This window comes from Stenotrophomonas sp. GW821-FHT09E08 (assembly GCF_059416125.1).
This window is the reverse complement of the sequence record NZ_JBWKOO010000002.1, coordinates 323,651-346,485: the sequence shown is the minus strand read 5'-3', so window position 1 is coordinate 346,485 and position 22,835 is coordinate 323,651. Positions and strand designations below refer to the sequence as shown.

The following is a 22,835-nucleotide window of genomic DNA, read 5'->3' as shown; positions in this document are numbered from 1 at the left end:
GGCAGCGTGAAGCCTAGCCGAGGCGACGCGCCTCGCTCACGCCCGGCAGCGCGTCCAGCTTGCCCAGCAGGTTGGACAGCTGGCCGTAGTCGCTGACCTTCAGCCGCAACCGCAGATGGGCACGGCCGCTGTTGCGCACGTTGTCACTGTGGATGTCGAGCACGTAGGCGTCTTCCTGGGCGATCAGGTTGGTGATGTCCTTCAGCAGCCAGCGGCGATCGACCGCATCGACCACCACGTCCACTTCGTAGCCGCCCCCGGCCTGCCCCCACTCCACCGGCAGGATGCGCTGCGGGCTGGTGGCGGCCAGCCGAGCCAGCGCGACACAGTCTGCACGATGCACGGTGACACCACGGCTACGGGTCAGGTAGCCGACAATCGGTTCGCCGGCCACCGGCTGGCAGCAGCGTGCCAGCTGCACCAGCAGGTTGCCCACGCCCTGCACGGTGAACTTGGATTTACCCAGGTTCTCGCGGCGCGCGGTCGGCCGCGGCAGGGTCGGCGCGGGCGCCGGCTGGCTGGCCGCACGCTCTGCTTCCAGCAGCGCACGGCTGACCTGGTTCGGGCCGGTATCACCCAGCGCCACCTGGATGTACAGGTCATCGACGCTGTCAGCATGGAATTTCTTCGCCGCTGCCGCCAGGTCCGAGTGCTGCAGGCCCAGCCGCTTCAATTCGCGCTCCAGCAGCTCGCGACCGGCCTGCACGTTGCGCGCGCGGTCAAGCTTGTGGAACCAGCTGCGCACCTTCTCGCGCGAACGGTTGCTGGCCAGGAAACCCAGGGCCGGCATCAGCCAGTCGCGGCGCGGATCGGCCTCCTTGCCGGTCAGGATTTCGACACGGTCGCCGCTGCGCAGGCGGTAGGTCAGCGGCACGATGCGGCCGTTGACCTTGGCGCCACGGCAACGGTGCCCCACCATCGTGTGCACCTGATAGGCGAAATCGAGCGGCGTGGCGCCCTGCGGCAGGTCCAGTACCTCGTCCTTCGGGCTCAGAGCATAGACACGGTCTTCGGTCAGCTCGGCATCAAGCGCACCGGCCAGCTCATTGCCCTGCCCCTCCTGCGCCTGTTCCAGCAGCTGGCGCATCCAGGTGATCTTGCGGTCGAAGGACTTTTCCGCGCCTTTGCCGCCTTCCTTGTACTTCCAGTGCGCGGCTACGCCCAGCTCGGCCTGCGAGTGCATTTCATGGGTACGGATCTGCACTTCGATGGTGCGGCCCTCCGGCCCGACCACGGCGGTATGCAGCGAACGGTAGTCGTTGGCCTTGGGCCGGGCGATGTAATCGTCGAACTCACTGGGCACCGGCGCCCACAGCGCATGCACCACGCCCAGCGCGGCATAGCAGGCAGCAACATCGTCGACCATCACCCGCACCGCGCGGATGTCATATAGCTGGTCGAATGCCAGACGCTTCTTCTGCATCTTCCGCCAGATGCTGTAGATGTGCTTCGGGCGACCGCTGACCTCGGCCCTGATGCCCTGCGCGACCAGCTCGCGCGACAGCACCTTCTTGACGTTCTCGACGTAGCGCTCGCGCGCGATGCGGGTTTCGTCCACCTCACGGGCGATGCGCCGGTAAGTCTCCGGCTCCAGGTGGCGGAACGCCAGATCCTCCAGCTCCCACTTCAGCTGCCAGATGCCCAACCGGTTGGCCAATGGCGCGTGGATGTCGCGTGTCAGCTGCGCCAGCGCGCGGCGCTGCTCGTCGTCCAGCTTGTCGGCGGCACGCATCCGCGCCAGCTGCCGGGCCAGCAGGATCGGTACAACGCGCAGGTCGCGGATGATCGCCAGCAGCAGCCGGCGCAGGCCTTCGCTGTTGCGCCCGGCCTCGCGGCCGGCGTGCAGCGCCCATACCGGGTCGGCGGCGTCCTGGCCGTCAAGCAGGCCGATCACCGCGGCCTTGTGGCTGCCCAGCGGCAACTGTTCCAGGCTCGCCCGCAGGCCAGGCAGGTCGAACAGCAGGGCCGCGACCACCGCGCCTTCATCGGCAGACAGCATTGCCAATGCGTCGAGGGTGTCACCCAGCACCGACCAGCTGGCGCGCATCTGGTGGTCGCACTCCGGCGCTTCCCAGCGCTCGCGCAGGGCCTGGCGCAGCGGAGCGGGCAGCACCGCTGCCGAGGGACGGTTCAACAAGGCATCCAGGCCGGGGACGGAAGCGCGGTTCACAGCATCGAGCAGGCAAGACAGAGGCCTCTACACTAGCGCCGGTGCCGTTCAGGGACAATCGCTGCGGCTGCATCGCCCGGCATGAGCACATGCCGCTACACTCGCGGGCAAACCCAGGAGAGTCCCGCCATGCCCTCGATCCTCCCGCATTTCCGCCCACGGCTGCTGGTCTGCGCCGCACTGCTGCTGTCCCTGTCGGCGCCTGCACTGGCCCAGCGCGTGGTCGAGGGCGACCTGCAGCAGCAGATGTCGCCGGCCGAGTTCAAGGCTGCCGGTCTGGACAAGCTCAACGCCACCGAGCTGGCTGCGCTCAACCGCTGGTTGCAGGGCAAGGTCGAAGCGGCCACCACCCAGGCGGTCGCCGCGGTGCGCGAGGAAGCGCGCGAAGAGGGCCGCCAGGAGGTAATCAAGAAGAATCGTGGCTTCTTCGATTTCGGCAGCGCCGAGCCGATCGAAAGCAACCTGCAGGGTGAGTTCCGTGGATTCGGCCAGGGCCGCCACTATGTGCTGCAGAACGGACAGGAATGGGAGCAGGTCGATTCCACCCACTACTCCGGCGGACGCAGGGATGCACCCAAAGTCAGCATGCGTCCTGGCGTGATGGGCGTGTGGTACATGAAAGTTGACGGCGTGAACGTACAGCCGAAGGTTCGTCGTACCAAATAAGGCCGTGGCCTTCCTGTAGCGCCAGGCCCACGCTTGGCTGCCTTTCCATGGACCGCCATCGTCCATCGCCAGAAGCAGCCGAGCATCGGCTCGGCTCTACAGGACCGGGTTCACGCCTGGCGCAGTGCGGTCACCCGCTGCGCCAGCTTCTTGGCCGAGATGCCGGTGCGTGCGCCCAGCTCCTGCGCGAACAGCGACACCCGCAGCTCTTCCAGATCCCAGCGCAGCGCCTGCCATTGCGGGCGCTCGCGCAGGCCCTGCTGCTCACCCACCTGCAGCGCCTCCAGGAACGGATGCAGTTCCAGCATGCGTGCCTGGTCACGTGGCGGATCGCGCTTGGCACGCTCGGTGCGCAGGATCATCGCCTTCAGGTAGCGCGGGTACTGCGCCAGCGCGTCGGCCGGCGTATCGCGCAGGAAGCCGGGGTGGATCAGCCCGACCAGCTGCGCCTCCATGTCATCCAGATTGCCACGCGCCCAGCCCATCAGCGGTGCTTCCAGCATCGGCTTCAGTTCCGCTACCAGCGCCAGGATGGCCTCGGCCAGTTTCAGCCGCTGCATGGCTTCGCCGAACAACGCCTTGGCCGCATGCTCGCGACGCTGCTCGAATGCCTGCGCATCGCGGATCTCGCCCAGGCCATCGGCCAACACCGCGTTCAATGCGGCGTCGACCAGATCCCCCCGCAGGCGCTCCTGCGTTTCGATCGAGGCGTACAGCAGGCCGGTCTTGGCCGCTACCGGCAACTGCTTGCGCGCCTGCTTGATTTTCTCGCCGAGACCGATCTCCAGCAGTCGGCGCACGCCAAGCGGATGTGCTTCTTCGGCCTGCTGGCGGTCTGCGAAGATGCGCAGGGCCACGCTGTCGCCCTCGTCCAGCAGCGCCGGGTAGGCAGGAACACCCGCCTCGCCCGGTACCTGCAGCGGAATCGGTGTGGCCGGGAACGTGCGCAGGCCATCGGCGGCCATCTCGCGCCCCGCGCGTGCGGCGAAGGCATCACCGGCGCGGCCACCGAACGTCGCACGCAACGCCTCCAGATCGCGCGACGTTGCCAGTACCTTGCCGTTCTCGTCGCGCAGGCGAAGGTTCATGTGCAGGTGCGCTTCGATTGAATCCGGTTCGAAGTCAGTGGCTGCCACCTTGGCGCCGGTCGCGCGTGACAGGAAGCGCGCCAGCTCGCCGGTGATGGCGTCGGCACTGGGCTGCGGGAATGCCTCGAAGAATGCACGCGCGAAGTCCGGCGCGGGCACATAGTTGCGGCGCATCGCCTTGGGCAGGCTGCGGATCAACGCGGCCGCCTTGTCGGCAACGAAGCCCGGTGCCAGCCAGCCCAGCTGCACGGCATCCAGCGCGTTGAGCAGGTGCAGCGGCACGTCCAGAGTCACGCCGTCATCGTCGGCGCCCGGCTCGAAGCGGTAATGCAGCGGCAAGCGCGCCTGGCCCAGCGCCAGGTACTTCGGATAACGCTCCTGTTCGCTGCCCTCACCCGGCAACAGATCGACCAGCGACCAGTGCAGGGTCTTCCGCTGTTCCGGTGCCAGCCCCTTCCACCAGGTATCCAGCCCCGCCGCCGAATGGATCTGCGGCGGCACCCGGTCCAGGTACCAGCGGGCCTGCCAATCCTCGTCGGCAACAATGCCGGCGCGGCGCAGCTTGGCTTCTTCCTCGCGCGCGACCTCCAGCACCTTCTGGTTGTCGGCCACGAAGCTGGCGCGGGTGTTGATCTCGCCGGTCACCAGCGCCTGGCGCACGAAGATGTCGTGCGCTTCGCCCGGGTTGATGCGGCCGTAGTGCACTGGCTTTTTCGGCGCCAATACCAGCCCGAACAGAGTGATCTGCTCGGAGGCCAGCACCTGGCCCTGCGCGCGTGACCAGTGTGGATCGAAATGCTTGCGCAGCAGCAGGTGCGGCAGTTCGGCGATCACCCAGTCCGGCTCGATCGCGGCCAGGGTCATGCCCCATACCTTCTGCGTGTCCAGCAGGTTGGCCGCCAGCAGCCACGGCGGTGGCCGCTTGGACAGCGTCGAGCCCGGGAACGGCAGGAAGCGACGCTGGCGCGGCGCCTGGAAGTCGCCCTTGTCGGTGCGGTGACCGATCTGCGTCGGCAGGCCGGCGACCAGGGCGCGGTGCAGGGTCTGGTAGGCAGCGGCGCGCGCACGCTCACTGTAGCCACCACCGTCGGGGGCCTGATCCTTCTGCGCGCGTGCGGCAACCGGCGCAGGTGCAGTTTCAGCCTTGCCTTCACGGGCCAGGCGCGCGGCACGGTGCAGCTGGCCACGGGCGGCCTTCACTGCACTGGCATCATCGCGGGCTGCAGGCGGTGCACTGCTGCCGGCCAGCAACGGCGCCATCGACGCCTCGTTGGCTTCTTCCTTCCAGCCCAGTTCCTCGCACAGCAGGCGCAGCTGCCGATGCAGCTCGCGCCACTCGCGCATGCGCAGGAAGCCGAGGAAATGACGGCCGCACCAGTCGCGCAGCTTGGACTGGGTCAGGTCTTCGTGGGCCTGCCGGTAGGCATCCCACAGGCGCAGCACACCGACAAACTCGGAGCGCCCATCGGCAAACTGCGCATGCGCGCTGTCAGCCGCGCCGCGCGCTTCGGGCGGGCGTTCGCGCGGATCCTGGATGCCCAGGAAGGAGGCGATCACCAGCATCGGCCGCAGGCAGCCGGCGGCCTGCGCGGCTACCAGCATGCGCGCCAGCTTCACGTCCACCGGCAGGCGCGACATCTGCTTGCCGATCGCGGTCAGGTGACGCTCGCTGTCGATGGCGCCCAGTTCGGTCAGATGCTGCCAGCCGTCGGCCACCGCACGTTCGTCGGGTGCCTCCAGGAACGGGAAGTCCTCGATGCGGCCCAGGCCAAGCTGCAGCATGCGCAGGATCACCCCGGCCAGGCTGGAGCGCCGGATTTCCGGATCGGTGAATTCCGACCGTGCCTGGAAATCGGCTTCGGCGTACAGGCGGTAGCAGATACCCTCGGCTACACGGCCGCAGCGACCCTTGCGCTGGTTGGCGCTGGCCTGCGAGATCGGCTCGATGTGCAGGCGGTCGAGCTTGTTGCGCGGGCTGTAGCGCTTTACACGGGCGAAACCGGGATCGACCACGTAGCGGATGCGCGGCACTGTCAGCGAGGTTTCCGCCACATTCGTGGCCAGCACGATGCGGCGGTTCGAGCCGGGGTTGAACACGCGGTCCTGGTCCTGGTTGGACAACCGCGCGTACAGCGGCAGCACCTCGGTATTGCGGTACTTGCGGCGCTCCAGCGACTGGTGCGCATCGCGGATCTCACGCTCGCCCGGCAGGAAGATCAGCACGTCGCCGCGCGCATCCAGACGGGTGATCTCGTCGATGGCCGAGACGATGGCGTCGTTGACCGTGCGCTCGCCCTGGTCTTCGCCTTCGCCTTCCAGCGCGCGGTAGCGCACTTCCACCGGGTAGGTACGGCCTTCGACGCTGATCACCGGCGCATTGTCGAAATGCTGGGCGAAGCGCTCGGTGTCGATGGTGGCCGAGGTCACGATCAGTTTCAGGTCCGGGCGCTTGCGCAGCAGCTGCTTCAGGTAGCCCAGCAGGAAGTCGATGTTGAGGCTGCGTTCGTGCGCCTCGTCGACGATGATCGTGTCGTAGTTCGACAGCCAGCGGTCGCTGGCGATCTCCGCCAGCAGGATGCCGTCGGTCATGAACTTGATGCGGCTGTCTTCGCTGACCTTGTCATTGAAGCGCACCTGGTAGCCGACCAGCTGGCCCAGTTCGCTCTGCAGTTCCTGCGCCACGCGGCTGGCCACCGCGCGTGCGGCGATCCGGCGCGGCTGGGTGCAGCCGATCATGCCGGCCTGGCCACGGCCGGCGGCCAGGCACAGCTTGGGCAGCTGGGTGGTCTTGCCCGAACCGGTTTCGCCAGCGATCACCACCACCTGATGGTCGCGGATCAGCTGGGTGATCGTCTCGGCTTCACGCGCAATCGGCAGCTGCGGGTCCAGAGTAATGGACGGCTGCTGTTGCGCCCGCGCCTGCCGGCGCTGCACCGACACCTGCAAGGCCTGCTCGAAGGTGGCGGCCAACGCCGCATCCTGCGGCTTGGCCTGGCAACGCGAGAGCATTCCCAGCAATCGTCCACGGTCGCGGCTCATGGCACCGTCAATGGCGGCACGCTGTTGGCGCTGGCGGGACTGCGGCATTTTGTCGATAGCGTTCATCAATCGGTTCGTTTAAAACTTTGAATGCGACCAGTCATCACGACTGATTTATTGTGAAGGCCAACGATTCCACAAGGAGGAACCCCATGGCGAAGACCAAGAGCACGACCAAGCCCAAGACCGGCAAGCAGAAGCTTGCGGCATCGGCACCGTCGGCCCCCAACATCGATATCGGGATCACCCAGGGCGATCGCAAGAAGATTGCCGACGGTCTGGCACGGTTCCAGGCCGATGCGTTCACGCTCTACCTGAAGACCCACAACTTCCACTGGAATGTGACCGGGTCGATGTTCAACTCGCTGCACACCATGTTCGAAACGCAGTACACCGAGCAGTGGGCGGCACTGGACGATGTGGCCGAGCGCATCCGCGCACTGGGCTTCAATGCCCCGGGCTCCTACCGGGAATTTGCTGCGCTGACCTCGATCGTCGAGGAGCCGGGCCTGACCGACAGTGCGGACTGGCGTGAAATGGTACGCCAGTTGGTGGTCGCCAACGAAGCGGTATGCCGTACGGCACGTGAAGTGCTGGATGTGGCCGACGACGCTGACGACGCCCCGACCGAGGATCTGATGACCCAGCGCCTGCAGACCCACGAGAAGTACGCCTGGATGCTGCGCTCGCTGCTCCAGTAAGGGTTTTGGGTGGTTCGGCAGGGCTGCGCCCTGCACCCGCAGAGGCAACTGCCACGGCAACAGCAACAGCCGGAGCAAAAGCTGGTTTCCTGGGGGTTGGCGGGGTGGGTCCGGTTACGGGAGACGCCGTGAACCCGTCCTTGGGGGCTTGGCAGCCGCATCCATGCGGCTGACACTCCCGCAACCGGACCCACCCCGCCTTCGACAGGTTTCCGCGATCTGTCAGGACATGCCTTGGGGTCAGATCCGTTTTCCTGCGGAAAACGGATCTGACCCCATTTTGTTTGTCGATATCTGACAGACTCCATCCACGCATGGCGTGGATGGCCCCACCGCCACCGGGAAACTGTCGAAGGCGGGGCGGTGTGGGCTTGCAGGACCGTTGGCGCCATGGATGGCGCCATCGAGCCCCCATGGACGGGTTTACGGCGTGTCCTGCAAGCCCACACCGCCCCACCCAGCCAGCAGACAAGCCAGAGCCGGCTGTTGCCTTTGACGTTGCACCGGCTTGTAGCGGGTGCAGGGCGCAGCCCTGCCGAACCCCCGCCGGGGTAAACTAGCCGGATGGCTTCCCGTCCCGCGCACGACCTGCTTCAACGCGTCTTTGGTTACGACGATTTCCGTGGTCCGCAGCAGGACATCGTGGAGCATGTGGCTGCCGGTCACGATGCCCTGGTCCTCATGCCCACCGGCGGCGGCAAGTCGCTGTGCTACCAGGTGCCGGCCCTGCTGCGTGACGGATGTGGCATCGTCATCTCGCCGTTGATCGCCTTGATGCAGGACCAGGTCGAAGCCCTGCGCCAGCTCGGCGTGCGCGCCGAGTACCTGAACTCGACTCTGGACGCAGAGACCGCCGGGCGCGTCGAACGCGAGCTGCTCGCCGGCGAGCTGGACATGCTCTATGTCGCTCCCGAGCGCCTGCTGACCGGCCGTTTCCTGTCACTGCTGTCGCGCAGCCACATCGCCCTGTTCGCCATCGACGAAGCGCATTGCGTATCGCAGTGGGGCCATGACTTCCGCCCGGAATACCGCCAGCTGACCGTACTGCATGAGCGCTGGCCGGAGATTCCGCGGATCGCGCTGACTGCCACCGCAGACCCGCCAACCCAGCGTGAGATCGCCGAGCGGCTGGACCTGCAGGAAGCACGCCACTTCGTCAGCTCGTTCGACCGCCCCAACATCCGCTACACCGTGGTGCAGAAGGACAACGCCCGCAAGCAGCTGGGTGACTTCCTGCGCAGCCATCGCAGCGAAGCCGGCATCGTCTACTGCATGTCGCGTCGCAAAGTGGAAGAAACCGCCGAGTTCCTCTGCACACAGGGCTTCAACGCCCTGCCCTACCATGCCGGCCTGCCGTCGGAGGTGCGCGCCAACAACCAGCGCCGCTTCCTGCGCGAGGACGGCATCGTGATGTGCGCCACCATCGCCTTCGGCATGGGCATCGACAAGCCGGACGTGCGCTTCGTGGCGCATACCGACCTGCCCAAGTCGATGGAAGGCTACTACCAGGAAACCGGCCGCGCCGGCCGTGATGGCGAAGCCGCCGAGGCCTGGCTGTGCTACGGGTTGGGCGATGTGGTGCTGCTCAAGCAGATGATCGAGCAGTCCGAGGCCGGCGAAGAACGCAAGCAGCTGGAACGGGGCAAGCTCGACCACCTGCTGGGCTACTGCGAATCCATGCAATGCCGCCGCCAGGTGCTGCTGGCCGGCTTCGGCGAAACCTACCCCGAGCCCTGCGGCAACTGTGACAACTGCCTGACCCCGCCAGCGTCGTGGGACGCGACCATTCCTGCCCAGAAGGCGCTCAGCTGCGTGTACCGCAGTGGCCAGCGTTTCGGCGTCGGCCACCTGATCGACGTTCTGCGCGGCAGCGAGAACGAGAAAGTGAGGCAGCAGGGCCACGACAAACTGAGCACCTACGCGATCGGCCGCGACCTCGACGCGCGCACCTGGCGCAGCGTATTCCGCCAACTGGTGGCCGCCAGCCTGCTGGAAGTGGACAGCGAGGGCCACGGCGGACTGCGCCTGACCGATGCCAGCCGCGATGTACTGACCGGACGTCGGCAGATCAGCATGCGTCGCGACGCCGTCAGCACCAGCACCAGCACCGGCCGCGAGCGCAGTGCCCAGCGCACCGGCCTGTCGGTGCTGCCGCAGGACCTGGCGTTGTTCAATGCCCTGCGCGGCCTGCGTGCCGAACTGGCACGCGAACAGAACGTGCCCGCCTTCGTGATCTTCCACGACAGCACCCTGCGTAACATCGCCGAGCAGCGCCCGACCAGCCTGGACGAACTGGCCCGGGTCGGCGGCATCGGCGGCACCAAGCTGAGCCGCTACGGCCCGCGCCTGGTCGAGATCGTGCGCGAAGAGGGATGAACGCGCTCCAGCCCCAGCCTGGTGCCGCTCAAACCTTGAACCACCCGTTCAGCCGGATGTGCATGTCCGCCCACTTGCCGCTAGATTAGCGCCATGTCCCTCGCCTCGACCCTGCTCCGTGTCGTGCTCATGCTCAGCCTGTTGCTCAACGGGCTGAACGCGGCCATGGCCAGCGGACACGAGGACATGGGCCGCATGGCCCATGCGATGGCCTCGGCGATGACCGATGAAGGCGACGCGGACTGCCACCACCACGCCAGCATGACTGCCGACGAGGCGCCGCAGGCCAAGGCCCCCGCCCATGACGCACACTGCCAGATCAAGGACTGCGTGCGCAGCTGCGCCCAGCATCCGCTGCTGGCGGTGCAGGCACTGCCGTTCCTGACGGGTCCCGGTCTTTCCCTGACCCCGCAGCCGATGCCTGCCAATGGCCGCCCGGCACCGCCGCTGCCGCCGATCTCACGCCCTCCTATCGGCTGATCCAACACGCCTTGTGCGCGCTGCGCACTGAAGCCGGCCCTGCGCTGGCGTCTTTCCGTGTTTGGAGTCACCACCATGAGTACCCGTATTCCTCCCGGCCCAGGCGCTGTGCCCATGCCGTCGCGCCGTCTGTTCGTGCAGGGCATCGCTGCTGGCGGCGTGGTTGCCGGCATCGCCGCGGCCGGCATCCCGCAGCGCGCGCTCGCCGCCGCTTCTGCTGCACCCCGCCTGGCCAGCGCACCGGCGGTCATCAGCGATACCCGCCTTGAACTGGCCATCGGCGAATCGCTGGCCAACTTCACCGGCCGCACCCGCCCGGCGATCACCGTCAACGGCTCGCTGCCGGCACCGATCCTGCGCTGGCGCGAAGGCCAGTCCGTGGACCTGTTCGTGCGCAATACGCTGGAACGCCACCCGACCTCGATCCACTGGCACGGCATCCTGCTGCCGGCCAACATGGATGGCGTACCCGGCCTGAGCTTCAACGGCATCGGCCCCGGCGAGACCTACCACTACCACTTCGACCTCAAGCAGTCCGGCACCTACTGGTACCACAGCCATTCACTGTTTCAGGAACAGGCAGGGCTGTACGGTGCACTGATCATCGACCCGGCCGAGCCGGCGCCGTACCGGCATGACCGCGAACACGTGATCATGCTGTCGGACTGGACCGACATGGATCCCGGCGCGCTGTTCCGGCGCATGAAGAAGCTCGCCGAGCACGACAACTACTACAAGCGCACCCTGCCCGACTTCCTGCGCGACGCCCGCCGAGATGGCTGGTCGGCCGCGCTGTCCGACCGGGGCATGTGGGGCCGGATGCGGATGACGCCAAGCGACATCTCCGACATCAACGCCCATACCTACACCTACCTGATGAACGGCACTGCCCCGGCTGGCAACTGGACCGGGCTGTTCCGCAGCGGTGAGAAGGTGCTGCTGCGCTTCATCAACGGCGCCTCGATGACCTACTTCGATGTGCGCATCCCCGGCCTGAAGATGACCGTGGTGGCCGCCGATGGCCAGTACATCCATCCGGTCAGCATCGACGAGTTCCGCATCGCCCCAGCCGAGACCTACGACGTGCTGGTGGAACCGAGTGGGCAGGATGCCTTCACCATCTTCTGCCAGGACATGGGCCGCACCGGCTACGCCGCCGGCACGCTGGCGGTGCGCCATGGCCTGCAGGCACCGATTCCCGCGCGCGACCCGCGCCCGTTGCTGACGATGAGCGACATGGGACACGACATGGGCAGCGGTGGCCACGACATGGCGGCGATGAAGGGCATGGAAGGCGGCTGCGGCGCCAGCATGGGCCACGGCGCGCATGGCGGCGGCGATACCTCCAGCAAAGCGCCAAAGCATCCGGCCAGCGAGCGCAACAATCCACTGGTGGACATGCAGAGTTCGGCCACCGAGCCGAAACTGGACGACCCCGGCATCGGCCTGCGCGACAACGGTCGCCAGGTGCTGACCTATGGTGCGATGCGCAGCCTGTTCGAAGACCCCGACGGCCGCGAGCCCGGCCGCGAGATCGAGCTGCACCTGACCGGCCACATGGAAAAGTTCTCCTGGTCGTTCGACGGCATTCCCTTCGCCGGGGCCGAACCGCTGCGGCTGAACTACGGCGAGCGCATGCGCATCGTGCTGGTCAACGACACCATGATGCAGCACCCGATCCACCTGCATGGCGTGTGGAGCGACCTGGAAAACGCACAGGGTGAATTCCAGCTGCGCAAGCACACCATCGACATGCCGCCCGGTACACGCCGCACCTATCGCGTACGCGCCGACGCACTCGGCCGCTGGGCCTACCACTGCCATCTGCTGTACCACATGGAAGCGGGCATGATGCGCGAAGTGAGGATCGAAGAATGAGCCGCTCCCTCCTTTCCCCCAGCCTGCTGGCCTTGGGCCTGGCTGCTACGCTGCCGGTGTTCGCGCAGTCCCATGCCGGCCATGACATCGCCGCGATGGACGCGCCCGCGAAAACCGCGAAGGCGCCGGTCGAACCGGTCGATCATTCGAAGATGGATCATTCGAAGATGGACATGGGTGCGGCAGATCACGCCGGCATGGACCACTCGGCCATGGACCACTCGAAGATGGATCATGGCGCGATGCAGCCAGCGGCGATGGACCATTCCAAGATGGATCACGCGGCGATGGGGCACGGCACACCCGCACCGACCGAACCGCGCGAACCGATCCCGGTGCCCACCGATGCCGACCGTGCCGCCGCGTTCCCGCCCATCGCCCATGGTGCGATGGAGCATGCGCCGGAGATCAACAGCCTGCTGCTGATCGACCGCCTCGAACACTGGGATGGCAAGAGCAGTAATGGCCAGGCCTGGGAGGCGACCGGCTGGATCGGCGGCAACATCAATCGCCTGTGGCTGCGCACCGATGGCGAACGCAGTCGTGGCCGCACCGAATCGTCGTCACTGGAAGCGCTGTACGGCCGCAGCGTGTCGCCGTGGTGGGACGTGCTGGTCGGCGTGCGCCAGGACTTCCGCCCGGCCGACTCGCGCACGTGGGCAGCGATCGGCATCCAGGGCCTGGCGCCGTACAAGTTCGAAAGCTCGGCCACGCTGTACATGGGCTCCGGTGGCCAGGTGCTGGCCAAGGCCGAGGTCGAGTACGACGTGCTGCTGACCAACCGCCTGATCCTGCAGCCGTTGCTGGAAGCCACCGTCGCGGCCAAGGACGAGCAGGAGTACGGCATCGGCCGTGGCCTGAACAAGGTCGAAGCCGGGCTGCGACTGCGCTATGAATTCAGCCGCCGCTTCGCGCCCTACATCGGCATCAGCCACGAACGCACGTTTGGCGACACCGCCGACTACGCCGGTGACCACGCGCGCGACACGCGCTGGGTGGCCGGCGTGCGCATGTGGTTCTGAGCAACGGATTGTGAGCAATGGCCAGCCCCGGCAGCCGCCGGGGCCGGCTACACTGCGCCACGTTCCAATGCAGGCACCGCCATGTCGTTGCAGATCCGCCGCGCCACCCTTGCCGACGTCGACGCTCTGTCGGCGATCGCCATCGCCACCTACACCGAGACCTGGGGCGACTCGTACCCACCGCAGGATCTGCACGATTTCCTGCAGGCGCACTACGGCATCGCACCGCAGCGGACCGAACTGTCCGATCCGCGCAGTGCGGTCTGGTTGCTGATGGACGGTGACTCGGTAGTCGGCTATCTCGCCGCCGGCGCCAATACCCTGCCGCATGCGGATGCGCGCGAGGGCGACATTGAGCTGAAGCGGTTCTACATCCTGGCCGCACACCAGAACGGCGGCCATGGTGCACGCATGATGGATGCGTTCATGGCCTGGCTGGACCAGCCGCAGCGCCGCACCCTGTGGGTGGGCGTGTGGGAAGAGAACTTCGGCGCGCAGCGCTTCTATGCGCGTTACGGCTGCAGCAAGGTCGGCGAGTACGATTTCATCGTCGGCGACAGCCGCGACCGCGAATTCATCCTGCGCCGGCCCTGAGCAGCGTCAGAAATCGAACAGTTCGGAGAGGAAGCTCTCCTTCTTCTTTTTCTTGTAGCCCTGGCTGTACTGGCCACGGTTGTCATCATGCCGCTGGCCGAGATGACGGGTATCGCGATGCATCACCGGCGGCGGAGCGGCCTGCGGTTGCACAGGCGCTGGCGGCGGCATGGCGGCACCTGCACCGTCAGTGGCGCGCTCGATGATCTTGTCGAGTTCGCCACGATCCAGCCATACACCACGGCAGCTCGGGCAGTAGTCGATCTCGATGCCATGGCGTTCGGCCATCTGCAGGGTCTGGGTCTTGCACACGGGGCACAGCATCGGCATTGCTCCTGTCGGTCTGGCATCGACTGTACCTGCGCGGTGATGACTGTGCGGCAACGCATGACCGAAGGCACAGGGACTTCCGGCGCGTGCCGGTAACGCCGAAGGGCCCGACACTGCGGACTTGTCCCGCAGGGAGTGCGTACATGACAGTGTTGTCCCGCTTGCCCACCGCCACACGTCTGTTGCTGGTCCTGCTGGGCGTTGGCCTGGGCCTGAACCTGCGCGATATCGCCGCAGCCGCAGGAACTCCCATTCCCGCCCTGCCCATGCCCTATGGCGGCAGCCTGCTGGACAACGCACTGGCAGTGCTGGTTGCGCTGCTGCTGGCTACGCTGCTGCGCCCCCGCGGCATTGACCTGCTGGTCAGCCTCGGCCTGCGTGGAAACGGCTGGCGCGGTCCGATGTGGGTGCTGCTGGCCAGCCTCCCCTGCTGGCTGGGACTGGCGCTGCTCGGCACCCCGAACACGGCGTTGACCGCGCTGGACGCCACGATGCTGGCCGTGCTGTTCCCGCTGGCCGAGGAAGTGCTGTTCCGCGGCCTCGGCTTCGTGCTGCTGGTGAAGATCGTGCGCGGCCCGTGGCCGCTGCTCGCGCTGCCGCAGGCGGTGCTGTTCGGCATGGTGCACTGGCTCGGCTTCGGTGGGTTCGACGGTGGCGGCATCGCGTTGTTCATTGGCGCGGTCATCGCGTTCGGCGGCTTCATCTTCGCTTGGCTTGATCACCTGGACGGCGACACCCTGTGGTGCGGCCTGGTCCTGCACGTTTCGATGAACCTGGCCTGGAATGTGTTCAGCCTCGATGATGCCGTTGCACTGGGCTGGCAGGCTACCGGCCTGCGCATCGGCACGGCCCTGCTCGCGCTCACGATCCTGGCCTGGCACGTGCGTCGCCGGCGCCAGTCGCGGTTGTAACGCCCACTTAGCTTGCCGTGCACGCCGGGATCACTACCGGCTTGCGCATACTTGCGCGCCTTTCGCTCCCCCTGTTGTCCGGAGTTGCCGCGTCATGTTGCTGTCCAAGCGCTTTGTGGAACCGCGCGTCCTGCTGATCGAGGACGCCGAGGAAACCCAGGAACTCAGTCGTCTCGCCCTGGAAAGCCAGGCCTGCCAGGTCACCGCTGTCAGCAGCGCCGAGGCCGCACTGGGCCTGCTCAACGCCGGCGAACCGTTCGACCTGCTGTTCACCGACGTCTGCCTGGGCGGCATCAGCGGCATCGAAACCGCCAACCGCGTGCGCGAGCACCTGCCGCAGCTGCCGATCCTGGTAACCTCCGGCATGGACCAGCACCGCGTGCTGCCGCAGTTGCGGGAGGGCATCCACTTCCTGCCCAAGCCGTACAGCATGAGCGAGCTGCTCGATGCCATCCGCCTGTGTTTCCGCCATGCGGCGGATGCAACGTTGATGCCGCCGCCGCAGGCCAGCGCGGCCTGAGGCAATCATCCACGCATGGCGTGGATGCGACCGGCCATCAACCGCCGGTGTACGGCCCTTCGCCCGGCATCACCTCCAGCAGTGCACGAGTGATCACCCGTGGGTAGACCGTGAGGTGGTCCTCGCCGTCAATCACCACGTTGTCCACCTGCAGCTTGCGGCCACTGCGCTGCAGCTGGGTGGTGAAGTCCGCGGTCTGCCGCAGCATGTCGTTGCCTGTAGAATAGCGCGGCCCTGGCTTGTCCGTCTCGTAGCTGCCCACCGACAGCAGCACGCGCGTGGGCTGCACCGGAATCACGGCAGCATCCTGCATGCGCGGCAGCAGAAGCTGGTCGAACCACAACGAAGGACTCGACAGGATGTAGGTGCTGAACATGTCGGGTTGCGTGGTCAGCACGTAGGCGCCGAACAGCGCACCATAGGAATGGCCGGCGAACACGCGCCGGGCGGGGTCGGTGCGATAACGCGCATCGACCATCGGCAGCACCTGTGCCGCCAGGAAATCACGATAGTGCGCGGCACCGCCGTAGGTGACGTCATCGCTATAGTAGCCCTCAGCAGTACGCGCCGGATTACTGGGCGTATAGTCGCGCGAGCGACTCTGCTTCGAGGTCAGGCCTTCCTGCGGTGGCAGCCCAACCAGGATGAAATTCTCGATGTTGATACCCCGCTGCCCCACCAGATTGCGCACGCTGCGCACCAGCGGGAAGCTGTAAAGCGCATCGGTCACGTACAGCACCGGATAGTGCTTCTCAGGGTGTGCGGCATAGTCGGCCGGCAACGCCACCCAGATCGGGTAATCGCGGCCCACAGGATCGTGCATGCGCAATGCTTCGGTATCCGGCAGCACTACGCCCGGCACGGCGGCTGCCGCGCTTTCCTTCGCGTCACTTTGCGTTGCCGGTGGCGCCACCGACATCGCGCAGCCACTCACGGCCAGGCAGGCCGCCACACTCCATCCATGCACACGCTGCATCCACGCTCTCCCGTTGCGGGCGGCGCACCCGGGTGGCGCCGCTACCGCATCCTCACACCTCGTGCGATGCAGTGCCACGCCAGGTCAGGGCGAGGCCGGCGGCGCCGCCGGGAACAGCGTGCGCAGCGCCTGCAGGGCGGCCGGGTGATAGATCGTGGCGTGGGTTTCCTCCGGCAACGGCAGGTACTTCACCAGCGGTGACGGCGAGGCCTGCTGCAGCAACGCGGCCAGTCGTGCAGTGGATGCGGCCAGTTCCGGCTGTCCGCTGCTGGCCAGGAACACACGGGGCTGCGCGCGCGTCACAGCCGGCAGCTGCTTGGCCGCAGCGGCCAGCATCGTGCCCCGGTTCCACCACAGGCTGGGGTCCAGCGCGATGTAGCTGTTGAACAGTGTCGGTTCCTGCAGCAGCGTCTCGATCACGAACAGGCCGGCCAGCGATTCACCGATCAGCGCGCGCTCGTCGGTGGTCGGGTAGCGCTGGCGTACCTGCGGCATCAACTCATCGCGCAGGAAGCGGCGGTAGGCCGCTGAGCCGCCGATGCGCGGCGCGATCTTCTGGTCCTGCGGGTCGCTGCTGGGGCCGGTCATGTCGCGGCGACGCTCGGTGTTTTCGATGCCGACCAGCAGGAACGGGCGCATGCTGCCGTTGCCGGCAAGTACCTGCACCAGCCCGGCCACGTGCAGGAAGTCCTCGGCGATTCCGCCATCGGCCATGTACAGCACTGGCAACGGTGCCTTCGGGTCCAGGCCCCAGGGTTGCGGGCGATAGACGTTGATGCGGCGGGTTTCGCCCAGCGCCTTCGATTCGATGGTGAAGGTCTCGCCGATGACCAGTGGCGAGGCGGCAGCGGGCGACGCGGATTCGGCGGCCATCAGCGGCGCGGCGGAGACGACGGACAACAACAGCGACAGCACGATCAGACGCATGGGGCGGTCCATTCTGGGAAAGCGCTGAGCATAGACCGCCGGAGACACTGTCGTTCGCGGCACTTTGCCGATCTACCGGAACTGGAGCACCATGAAGTCGGTGATGGTCATGCAAGGCGCACCTTGGCTCACGGACTGGTCACCGCCACGCTCATATCCACAAGGAGGTTCCATGTTGAGTGTATTGATCGCCACCACCCTTGCTGCCGGCTCACCGCAGGCCAGCAGCATTCCCTCAGCATCCGCCGCGTATGCGGACTGCCTGCTCGCCCACCTTCAACCGGGATTGTCCGACCACGCTATCCCGCTGCTGCAGCAGGCCTGCGTCGCGAAGTATCCGGAGAGCTACGTCGCATATTCAGAACTGGAACGCCGGATCAGCGCGCAGCGCCGGGCCGATTTCGAGGCGGCTCAAGCGGAGGCGGCGCGTTCCGCGAATGCGGCAGCGACGGCCGCACAGGAAGCTGCCGACGCGGCGGCCGCAACGGCAAAAGGAGCGCGGTCGAAGTAGGAGCCCGGCACCGGGAGCAACAAAAAAGGCACCGCTGGGCGGTGCCCTCCTGAATGATCTGGATCATTGAGTGCAATGGTGGCCGTGAAGGATTCGAACCTTCGACCAAAAGAATGAAAGCCCACAACTTTCTGTAAACGGAGCCCCAAGCGCCGAGGAGATGTACGCCATCGTTACGGCGTGCAAGACCAGCATGAAGTGAGTGCAGGCTTCCGACGCAGCGATTAAGGCCGCGCTACATCCATGTGTCAAAGCAATGCTAATCGACCTGAATTACGTGGTGATTCAACCAGCGGTATCAGCACTGAGGATGCGAGAGCACGAACTGTTCACTGAGCTTCAGGCCACACCTACCTCTGATCCAGAAGCACGTCAGGATAGGCTCAAGGCATGGCAAGAAATGGGGATTGCGACCACTACAATTCTTGATTTCAGTGATTTTGAAGAGGGCTCGTGCCCTTGGAAAATGATAGATGCCCTTCGATCACACCCCGCCGGTTCCGTTACGGAGGCGGTATCGGCAGCGCAGATATTGACCACCTTTGCTGCTGATATTCAGAACCTCCAGAGAAGGGGCTCAATCGATGATCCCGCTGCGTGGTTCACCATCACGCAAAAGGCGACCTGAGCGCCGGCCTCTTCTCGGATCTACCTTGTCAGCGGTCAGGCCGGAGGCGTTGAAGCCCCGCCCTCACCCACGCCTTGCGTGCGTCCCTCGCAGGGACTTCGTCTCTGCCGGCGGCTTGCGCGGCTCCAGCGCTACCTTGATCCGCTCGACCTCCTTCGCTCCGGTCTCGGCCAAGCGCCGGGCCTGTTGCTGCTGCTCCCGCGTCGGCGGCAGGCCAAGTGATGGCGATGCCAACTGGATCGACGTGTTATCGCCCAGCCTAGCAACGGCCTCACGTAGAGGCAGGCTGGGATACAGCCTGCCCGCGCACCAGCGCTCGCCGTAACGCTTTGCCTGCCGGACATTGGCGGCGCGTCTTCCTTCACTTCCCAGAATTTCTGGCCTTCCATCCACAGGCGCCCCCCAGGACCACCATCTGGAGTGACGCTGGCCGTCTCCCTGCCGTCGTACCAAAGCGCCCAGCGCTCACCTGTTTGAAGCCACCCAGATGGGGTGGGGGCGGCGCGGAAGTCACGGTACCCATGTGAATGATGCATGGGCGGAGCATAGCTACCGGCCGTCGCAGATCCCGCGCCTGTCACACCCCGCGACAACATGAACAAAAAATGAATTCGCGCAAAGCCAGTATAGGGGGGACGCCCTCTTTCCTCGTTAATCGTTAATCGTTAATCGTAGAGATAAGGAATCGAGGCATCCCTTGACGTCCCAGCTCCGCGCCTAACCGTGCCACTTGGAGATCCGAATGCAGATTGAGCATCAAACCGCCAGATCACCTCATCTGCGCCGTCTGTCTTCTTTGCCACTTCTCTTCGCAGCAACTCTAACAGTCTCTTGTTCAAAGCCGGAACCAGCACCAGCTCAACCTGACACTGAGACAACACTCCGATCAGAACTTCCTTCCAGCCCCCCACATTTACCGAACACCAGAGTAGGTTCGGCTCCATTGGTAGGTGGGATAGTCGCCGCACAACAGCTCCCGGAAGCTCCGCTCGCGGATATCTATCCGTCACTTCTTGCAAGAGCGGAAGCTGGTGACACGGAAGCGAAGCGCCAATTGTTCTTGATCCTAAATGAGTGCCGTACGAGCGTGCAGCTCCACGAACTTTCTTACGGCGCAGAAACAATCGTTGATCCGGAACTACTCAAATCTACAGGGATGACGCGCGAGCAATTCTTGGCAGATCAGCAACGTCGCTCCCTCCTCAACACAGACCGAACTCTCGAGCAGTGCGAGGCATTGCCGACAGGTGCAATCGGGGATGCAGCCAAGTGGTTGGTAGAGGCGGCTGAGGGAGGAGACGCCTACGCGCAACTGACTTTCTTCAACTATGTCGATTTGGTTGTTGGCCCACCTAAAGAACAACTCAAATCGCCGGACCTGGTCGAAAAATTCAATGCCAGCTCAATGAAGTATCTGAAAGGACTGGCTGACCAGCGAGTCCCAGAGGCGTTCGACTCTCTGAGCTCGGCTTATGAACTAGGAATTATCACGCCCAAAGACCCCGTTCGAGCCTATGCGTACAAGAAAGCTGCCGGAGACATAGCACCGACCCCGGGCAATGAAAGAGTGCTGCAAATAATGGCTAAGAGCATGACGAATGAACAGATTTCGAAAGCGAAAGAGCTAGCACCACAACTGACCCAAAGGAGTTCGAGATGAAAGGAAAGCTAATCGCAGCCTGCATCTTGGCACTACTGGCAGCTACCTCCATCTATGTCGTTGCACAGTCGAGCCCCGGGTCTCGGAAAATTGGGTCTTATGGCTGTAGTACGTGCAACCTTGGATATCCGCGACCTGACTCACAAACGAAGAACACGCTAATCAACATTCGCGATTCATTCAATCTTGGAAAAACTTCAAACCAATGGATTGCTGTGGGCGACGTGATTACCGTATGCAATGGGTCGGCCTGCGTCGACTATCAGGTTACCGTTGGCGGGGATGGCTATCTCGGCGTAAAGAATGAACCTCAGACCACCACTCCTCCTCCGCGAACTGGCGGTGGTGGTGGCAGTGCCACTGGTGGCGGGCGCACGGGTGGAGCCAATCCTGGCGCCGGTTGCTACGGTAACTGTGGGGGTGGCGGATCTGGTAGCGTCACTGTAGGGAAGCCGAAGCCATTTGTGCTCAAACCCGCCTAACGATGCGGAGTGATCAAGACTGAGAATGGCAACCTTGACGGGGCCACGGCCAATGCCAGGTGCTGACACCACCTCTGTTGCGGCGCCGGGCACTCACTTGCAGCTGCCTACCCGGCGCCCCGTCTTCACTTACTTCATCGACTCAAGGGCTGCCAAGCGCTGCTCGATGCTGGCCAGGCGCCACTCGACCACCTCACGATCGCGGCGATTACGGCGGGCAGTGGCCGCCAGAATCCAAGCATGCAACTCTGATACGCGGAAGCTGTAGCGGTCTCCGGCGGCAACAGCAGGCTGGACTAGTTCGCGCCCTGCCTCGATTGCTTCCTTCAGCACGACTCGCCCGGCTGGCGCAACCGCATGGATCAGTTCACGCCGTGCGGGAACGATGGCCTCGCCGGCATCATCGACTTCTGCAGGGATGTCCGTCCAGAGCTCTGGCACCGCCGGCCATTCGATGACTTCGGTCTCTTCAGCGGGCCACTCCCTCCACACCTCGTCCTGGGCCGGCCATGAGTCGTAGCAGAATGCACTGTAGATGAAGGCCTCCAGACAGTGCTTCTCCATGATCGCGATTGCCGCTTGGACGGAGGGACGGGCGTGCCAGCGCGCAGCATCACCCTCTTCTGCAACACGCGCGAGCTACCGCCACTTCATTTGCAGCTCGCTGATCTCCAAGAAGGCGGCATCCTCCGCGTCCGTCATGGGCACGAGAGGCGCCTTCAAGCGCTCGTCCGACCTACTGATCGTGCCGTTGGTCGCGCACACCTGGGTCCAGAGATTGGATGGCGTACCGCACAGCCGACAACCGTGGCGAACGTCAGGATGCACTGGGCGTCACCGATGCGATGATGAAGGTCTACGACAAGATCGTTCCGCGCGCGAAGCCCTCCACGATGAAAGATCGCTGAGGCAAAAATGCGGGGTGATTTACGGAGCGAATTACGGAAGTGATGAAAAAAGCGCCACTAGGGCGCTTTAAGTCATTGATCGCAATGGTGGGCCGTGAAGGATTCGAACCTTCGACCAAAAGATTAAAAGTCACGCGACAACATCATGCATTCCAATCACTTACGCGTCTATTCGTTCCGCACCGATGTTCAAAACCGACAGTTGAAAGCCTTGAGCCACAAGGGACTCGCGAATTTTGCGGAACGGATTTCCGGCGCCAGTCAGCAGCCTCTCCAAGGCTCACCCCATCCATCCGAATGGCGGATCCTGGTCGGCCTTGGCCAGCCGGTTCCCCCGCACCTTCTCCTGCCACGCCAGGATCATACCCACGTCCTCCCGCAGCCTAGCCTCGTGCCTGGCCACCCACAGCTCGGCCCCTGCCCGGCCCTGCTCGTAGCTGGTGCACCAGCGGAACGGGCCGCCAGGGCCATGCCGATGCCGGTCAAGAGAGGCAATCCAGATCCCGTCGCCCACGCGTTTGGCCATGGCCACCACCCACACCCCGTGGCAGGCGATCACGGTCAGGGGGTCATCCGGGTGGCTGGCTGACCTGGTCGTCCAGTAGAAGTCGGCAGGGATCGGCATGGCCGGGAGAGTACGACCGGCAGTCGCAGATCCTGCGAACACGGCGGCCACCTGCCTGAACCGTTCGGGGAAGGATTGTTAGGCGCCGCATCGGCGATTTGACGAAATCGACAATTTGCCCGAATCGTCTTGCGGGGTGCCGGCGCGGCGCTGCTCAAGCGCCCCCGGGTTGAGCTTCCTGCGGCCCCGGATCCCGCAACGCTCCCTCCCCGCCTGCCATCCCGAGCACATCACCTGATCAATAAGGACGGATGCTTCGACATCAGCCCATACCGTCGAAGTCCCTTGCAAAATGAACAAAAAGTGAATTGAAATCGCCATTGACGTAGGGTGACCGACTCTG

Annotated in this window: 20 protein-coding genes and 1 pseudogene; 13 read left to right on the top strand and 8 right to left on the bottom strand. The window is 65.1% G+C overall.

Going from position 1 to position 22,835, the window contains the following annotated elements; genetic code table 11:
- Positions 1 to 13: 13 nt before the first annotated feature.
- On the bottom strand, positions 14 to 2,170 hold the full coding sequence (locus AC07M7_RS04045) for a RelA/SpoT family protein (RefSeq protein WP_046987844.1): 2,157 nt from the start codon (positions 2,168 to 2,170) through the stop codon (positions 14 to 16).
- 129 nt (positions 2,171 to 2,299) lie between these two features.
- Here AC07M7_RS04045 and AC07M7_RS04040 point away from each other — a divergent pair, with 129 nt between their 5' ends.
- Entirely contained in the window at positions 2,300 to 2,836 is a 537-nt protein-coding gene (locus AC07M7_RS04040) for a hypothetical protein (protein ID WP_046987845.1), read from the top strand.
- A gap of 110 nt (positions 2,837 to 2,946) precedes the next feature.
- Here the strand turns inward: AC07M7_RS04040 and hrpA are convergent, their stop codons facing one another.
- Positions 2,947 to 7,029: an ATP-dependent RNA helicase HrpA gene (hrpA, locus tag AC07M7_RS04035; RefSeq protein ID WP_495206800.1), complete on the bottom strand. Its 4,083-nt coding sequence runs from the start codon at positions 7,027 to 7,029 to the stop codon at positions 2,947 to 2,949.
- 86 nt (positions 7,030 to 7,115) lie between these two features.
- On the opposite strand from hrpA, the gene AC07M7_RS04030 reads away from it, so the two are divergent.
- The 6 genes from AC07M7_RS04030 (at position 7,116) to AC07M7_RS04005 (ending at position 14,014) form a co-directional block, all read left to right on the top strand.
- Entirely contained in the window at positions 7,116 to 7,664 is a 549-nt protein-coding gene (locus AC07M7_RS04030; protein ID WP_025879374.1) for a Dps family protein, read from the top strand.
- Between the two features lie 564 nt (positions 7,665 to 8,228).
- A complete protein-coding gene (gene recQ, locus AC07M7_RS04025; protein WP_495206799.1) occupies positions 8,229 to 10,040 on the top strand; it encodes a DNA helicase RecQ in 1,812 nt (603 codons plus the stop codon).
- 93 nt (positions 10,041 to 10,133) lie between these two features.
- Complete coding sequence (locus AC07M7_RS04020) at positions 10,134 to 10,520, top strand: CopL family metal-binding regulatory protein (RefSeq protein ID WP_428710521.1); 387 nt, start codon at positions 10,134 to 10,136, stop codon at positions 10,518 to 10,520.
- A 75-nt stretch (positions 10,521 to 10,595) separates the two neighbouring features.
- Positions 10,596 to 12,398, top strand: coding sequence for a copper resistance system multicopper oxidase (locus tag AC07M7_RS04015; protein ID WP_495206798.1), 1,803 nt, complete (start codon positions 10,596 to 10,598; stop codon positions 12,396 to 12,398).
- Positions 12,395 to 13,420 (top strand): copper resistance protein B, encoded by a 1,026-nt coding sequence (locus tag AC07M7_RS04010; protein ID WP_495206797.1) that lies wholly within the window; start codon positions 12,395 to 12,397, stop codon positions 13,418 to 13,420. The genes AC07M7_RS04015 and AC07M7_RS04010 overlap by 4 nt, the downstream gene beginning before the upstream one ends.
- Before the next feature lie 81 nt (positions 13,421 to 13,501).
- Complete coding sequence (locus tag AC07M7_RS04005) at positions 13,502 to 14,014, top strand: GNAT family N-acetyltransferase (protein WP_253078816.1); 513 nt, start codon at positions 13,502 to 13,504, stop codon at positions 14,012 to 14,014.
- Positions 14,015 to 14,020: 6 nt separating this feature from the next.
- On the opposite strand, the gene AC07M7_RS04000 is transcribed toward AC07M7_RS04005, so the two are convergent.
- Positions 14,021 to 14,338, bottom strand: coding sequence for a TFIIB-type zinc ribbon-containing protein (locus AC07M7_RS04000; protein ID WP_136639868.1), 318 nt, complete (start codon positions 14,336 to 14,338; stop codon positions 14,021 to 14,023).
- A 149-nt stretch (positions 14,339 to 14,487) separates the two neighbouring features.
- Here AC07M7_RS04000 and AC07M7_RS03995 point away from each other — a divergent pair, with 149 nt between their 5' ends.
- Together AC07M7_RS03995 and AC07M7_RS03990 are read left to right on the top strand one after the other, a co-directional pair.
- Complete coding sequence (locus tag AC07M7_RS03995; RefSeq protein ID WP_495206796.1) at positions 14,488 to 15,255, top strand: CPBP family glutamic-type intramembrane protease; 768 nt, start codon at positions 14,488 to 14,490, stop codon at positions 15,253 to 15,255.
- A 94-nt stretch (positions 15,256 to 15,349) separates the two neighbouring features.
- Positions 15,350 to 15,775 (top strand): response regulator, encoded by a 426-nt coding sequence (locus tag AC07M7_RS03990; RefSeq protein ID WP_046983224.1) that lies wholly within the window; start codon positions 15,350 to 15,352, stop codon positions 15,773 to 15,775.
- A 37-nt stretch (positions 15,776 to 15,812) separates the two neighbouring features.
- On the opposite strand, the gene AC07M7_RS03985 is transcribed toward AC07M7_RS03990, so the two are convergent.
- Together AC07M7_RS03985 and AC07M7_RS03980 are read right to left on the bottom strand one after the other, a co-directional pair.
- The gene (locus AC07M7_RS03985) at positions 15,813 to 16,751 is read right to left on the bottom strand and encodes an alpha/beta hydrolase (protein WP_495206795.1); all 939 of its coding nucleotides are present in this window, start codon (positions 16,749 to 16,751) and stop codon (positions 15,813 to 15,815) included.
- 84 nt (positions 16,752 to 16,835) lie between these two features.
- Positions 16,836 to 17,678 carry an alpha/beta hydrolase gene (locus AC07M7_RS03980; protein WP_495206794.1) on the bottom strand — a complete coding sequence of 281 codons (843 nt, stop codon included), beginning with the start codon at positions 17,676 to 17,678 and terminating at the stop codon, positions 16,836 to 16,838.
- Positions 17,679 to 17,850: 172 nt separating this feature from the next.
- Here AC07M7_RS03980 and AC07M7_RS03975 point away from each other — a divergent pair, with 172 nt between their 5' ends.
- Both AC07M7_RS03975 and AC07M7_RS03970 read left to right on the top strand, forming a co-directional pair.
- Entirely contained in the window at positions 17,851 to 18,189 is a 339-nt protein-coding gene (locus tag AC07M7_RS03975) for a hypothetical protein (RefSeq protein WP_253078811.1), read from the top strand.
- 256 nt (positions 18,190 to 18,445) lie between these two features.
- Positions 18,446 to 18,817, top strand: a complete 372-nt coding sequence (locus AC07M7_RS03970; RefSeq protein WP_428710533.1) for a hypothetical protein — start codon at positions 18,446 to 18,448, stop codon at positions 18,815 to 18,817.
- A gap of 28 nt (positions 18,818 to 18,845) precedes the next feature.
- Here AC07M7_RS03970 and AC07M7_RS03965 read toward each other — a convergent pair.
- A pseudogene (locus AC07M7_RS03965) lies at positions 18,846 to 19,353 on the bottom strand (hypothetical protein).
- A gap of 551 nt (positions 19,354 to 19,904) precedes the next feature.
- On the opposite strand from AC07M7_RS03965, the gene AC07M7_RS03960 reads away from it, so the two are divergent.
- Positions 19,905 to 20,477, top strand: coding sequence for an SEL1-like repeat protein (locus AC07M7_RS03960; protein ID WP_428710532.1), 573 nt, complete (start codon positions 19,905 to 19,907; stop codon positions 20,475 to 20,477).
- Positions 20,478 to 21,088: 611 nt separating this feature from the next.
- Here the strand turns inward: AC07M7_RS03960 and AC07M7_RS03955 are convergent.
- Positions 21,089 to 21,523 (bottom strand): hypothetical protein, encoded by a 435-nt coding sequence (locus AC07M7_RS03955; RefSeq protein ID WP_253078809.1) that lies wholly within the window; start codon positions 21,521 to 21,523, stop codon positions 21,089 to 21,091.
- Between the two features lie 218 nt (positions 21,524 to 21,741).
- Here AC07M7_RS03955 and AC07M7_RS03950 point away from each other — a divergent pair, with 218 nt between their 5' ends.
- Complete coding sequence (locus AC07M7_RS03950; protein WP_495206793.1) at positions 21,742 to 21,867, top strand: hypothetical protein; 126 nt, start codon at positions 21,742 to 21,744, stop codon at positions 21,865 to 21,867.
- Positions 21,868 to 22,147: 280 nt separating this feature from the next.
- On the opposite strand, the gene AC07M7_RS03945 is transcribed toward AC07M7_RS03950, so the two are convergent.
- Positions 22,148 to 22,492 (bottom strand): hypothetical protein, encoded by a 345-nt coding sequence (locus AC07M7_RS03945; protein ID WP_495206792.1) that lies wholly within the window; start codon positions 22,490 to 22,492, stop codon positions 22,148 to 22,150.
- Between the last annotated feature and the right edge of the window lie 343 nt (positions 22,493 to 22,835).